This is a genomic window from Persicitalea sp. (assembly GCF_041751555.1).
GTDB lineage: Bacteria > Bacteroidota > Bacteroidia > Cytophagales > Spirosomataceae > Persicitalea.
In genome coordinates this window covers 1-3,638 of sequence record NZ_JBGSXF010000355.1, presented here as the reverse complement: position 1 = coordinate 3,638, position 3,638 = coordinate 1, and the positions used below count along the sequence as shown (strand labels likewise).

Here is a 3,638-nt window from a genome sequence, read left to right as displayed (position 1 = left end):
CGGAATGAAGCCGCCGTCGGGGGAGACGATCAGCCGCGTACCCTTTTGCAAGTCAAAGGGCTGAACCAGCGTTTTGTACAGACCATGGGCTGCTTCCAGCTATGCTCTCCAATGGGTGTTCTGCGCTGCCCGGCTCACCAGCGATTCCGTAAACTTACCGATGTGACGCTGGTATTCAGTTCGGTTCAGTTTCTTGAAAACAAAGCTTTTGCTGTCGATACAAATGCCGTACATCGTACTATCCCCAATGAAATATGAAAGAAACGCCGACGGGCCGCTTCCGGTCAAGAGATTTTGCCGGATGGTACCCAGGCCAGGTACATGATCGTCGTTCCTGAATTGGCGATAGTTCGGGTTCTTTTTTTCAAGATTGCCTACCAACTTCTCATATTTCTCATGCACTTCCAATCGCTGGGTGCCAAGCCGGGCCGCATTCGTATCCGAAGGCGGATTTTCCTGCCACCGTTTTTGCAGAAACCGAAGTTCTCGTCTCAGATGCTGCAGGCTCTCCATATCCTTTTTTGGGAGCGACTGTTCGGCAAGTTGGTCGTTCAGTTGGTCATTCAACAGCACAGCACGACTTTTCTCGAAAAAATGCAAAGCGGCGGCGGGGTCATTGAGCAGATAGCAGGTTTCGACGGCCCGCCCGTACATATTGCGCGCCCGGTTGCGCCATAGCAGTTTGCTCACGTCCCCGCTGTGTTGGCCGCGCATGATGTCGATCATGCTGTCGGCCAGCATATAGGTTCGCCAGGCATTTTTGAGTATTTGCCGATCATTTTCCTGGTATTTGGCATATTCGAGCCAAGTGTCGGCCTTGTCCTGCACAATGATCAGAAAGTAGTCCGGGTGGGCTTCCGAGCGTATCGACTGCGCCGGAGGCAGATCGTCAATGTCCGTCTCGGGGTAGTCGATAGATAAATTATTGAGGCCTTGCTGATGGTACTTTAGGGCCAGGTCGAAGTCTCTTTGCTTTCGGCGCAGCACGCCCATGTAGTCCAGCAGAATACTTTTGCTGAAATCGCTTCTATCGATTCGCAGTGCCTCCTGAAAGTACCCGAGTGCCCTGGCGTCATCGCCAAGGTCTAGGTAAACGCCGCCCAGAGTCGTGGCGTAATCTGACAAGCTTTCATCTTTATGCTTTTTAGCCAAAGCGTAAGCCCGGTTATAGTGCGGCAAACTCTCGTCTGGCCGACCCATATCGTACAAAATCCCTCCCAATAATTTTTCCTCACCGGCCAGCGTGCGATGGTATTTGGGAAGTTTTTGAATGAGAGTAATGGCGCTTTGAATGGCGCTTCTGGCCTCTTCGTACCTGCCTAGTTGAGACAAAACCTGGCTTTTTTGTTCGAGCAGTTTGGAGGTTATGGCGGCGTTACCCGTCCGGTAGCCGAATTTTTCTCCCGCTTCGGCGTATTGCAGTGCTTTCTCGTAATCTCCCGTGGAGTAGTAGTGAAAAACAACGTAAGGGTAGGCCGAACTGACGGATTTGTAAGCACTAGGTGCGTCCTTACCTAACTCAATGACCTTCGCCAGAGACGCGATAGACCTTTCGGACTCTCCGGCGTAGTCGTAGGCTACCCCCAGCCGGGAGTAGGCCGCTATCAGATCGCTGTTTCTCAGGGCGAGGTTCGGGTGCCGATAAATACGGATGGCTTGCTGGGCACAAGCGATGGCTGGGGCGTAGTTTTTATCCGAAACATAAGCGAAGTAGCAGTGTATCAGCGACAGTTGATTCAGCGCATCAACATAACTTGAATCCGCCTTAGGATAGCATTTATCCCAATCGAGTAGCCAGGTTTTCAGACTTTCCCGCTGCGGCTTCAACCTTACGCTGTCCACGTCGATGCCCGGCGCGGTGATTGCTTGCAACCGGGCGCGGAATGCCTCACGACTCACGCACTGGGCACGCAGGAGCGGCTGCCACAACGGAAGTTGCGCCAGCAAATAAAGCCCCATGCCCAGCAGTGCGGTTCGCATTTACAGCCATTTTAGATTCAATAAGTTGTTAATTAAGTAGCAAACGTCACTTCCCCGATCGTCTGGGTTACGATTTGGCTTACCACCTGAGTCTTGGAAAGCCCGGTCGTATTGAGTTTTGCCAAAGCACAGGCCACGTAGGGAGCCGCGAAAGAAGTACCCTGAATTACGTTGCCGGCACTGTCCTTAACGGCAACAGCCGATGGGAATCCACCTACTCTGGGCGAATAGGCCGTGATCGATACTGCTGCTCCTGTGTTGCCCTGCACGCTACCATCATAATTGGAGTTAACCGTAACTACTTTTTCGATAGAATAACGGCCACCGGATAAACCAAACTGAGCGGGGTAGATAGAAGTACCATCGAGGCTGATGCCATCGTTGCCCGCCGAGGCCACCACCCACACACCCAAATCGGTCAGTACCTTCATCTTTTTGTAGAGAAAATCCAGACCCGACGCGTCGAGTGTACCGCTGAAACTAGCATTCAGCACCTTGATGGACATTCCTGCCCGTTTTTGTGCGATCAGATAATTAAGCCCACTCAACACATCGAACAGCGTACCGCGCGCCGCGCAGTTGAACGATTTGACGGGCAAGACCTGACAACCATGCCGATTGAGAATGGCCGTAATGAAAGTACCGTGCCGACCGACCCTTTCTCGATTTGTCTCTTCTCCTACTACTTGCTCGTCCACGAGATGGTCGTCGTAAGGACTCGCCTGTATTTCGGCGGTGGTTAGCGACGCAAGGGTCGCCAATTGGGTGAAGGGTGGAGTAGGCCTGCGCAGATAGTCGCCAATGCTGCAATAGCCGAAATTTGCTCCCGGCAGACAACCACCGCCAGGGGCCTTGGCTATACTGAACTGGAAGGGAGTACCATCCTCGTAAGTCAATTTGACACTCGTCTTGTCCCACTTGTATTTAAGGCCAGTGTCCATGACGGCCACAATGGGTTCGCTGCTTAATTTTCCGGCGGTTTGCGAGTAATGTTGCTGATCACTGGCATCGAACACCTTGAAATCAGAATCATGCACTTTTACGAGTACGGAATCGGCCTCTATAGGGGGTTTAGGACCGTTACTAGGTGGCTGGGGATTGGAAATAAAATGGTTGTCGGCCTGGCCACGGAGTTCGGCAAAGGTAGCCAAATCGCCCTGCCCGGCGCGTTGTTCCCATTCCAGTAGCACGTTTACACTCGGCTTCCCAAATTCGGCCTCGTCGTTGGGACACTCGCTGGCTCGCACGATTCTGAATTCTATTTTCCTTTTGGGATTATCTTCAAAAAACCAACGAAAATTACCGTCATCATCAACCACCAAGCGTTTCGATCTCGGTTCTTTATCTCCGCTGCCGCCAAATAGCCAGCGTAACCAGGCCGCCAGCAGGTCGAAAAGACTACGGAAGAAATTGTTTAAGCTGTTTTCCAAAGCGGGCGGACGCGTGATCACCTCCTGGGAGGTCGAACGGGTACCCTGACCTTGTGTCGGACGCTCATCAGTTTGCTTCTGTCTCTCGATGAATTTTTGAAGGCCTGGCAAATCTGGATCGACCGCCACAATTTTTTGGTTGGGGATGATCCAGGAGGAATTTTGCCGCTCATCGTAACGCCGCGCCAGAGGCGTAAAAATGCCTAGTTTGGCTAGTTCTTTGGGATT

2 protein-coding genes are annotated in these 3,638 nt (G+C 52.2%); both read right to left on the bottom strand.

Translation table 11 applies throughout. The features are described from left to right. Window positions 1–99: 99 nt before the first annotated feature. Window positions 100–1,980, bottom strand: a complete 1,881-nt coding sequence (locus ACEW8P_RS12845) for a tetratricopeptide repeat protein (protein ID WP_373513477.1) — start codon at window positions 1,978–1,980, stop codon at window positions 100–102. Window positions 1,981–2,012: 32 nt separating this feature from the next. Further along, window positions 2,013–3,638: S8/S53 family peptidase (locus ACEW8P_RS12840; protein WP_373513476.1), on the bottom strand; the 1,626-nt coding region annotated here is incomplete at its 5' end.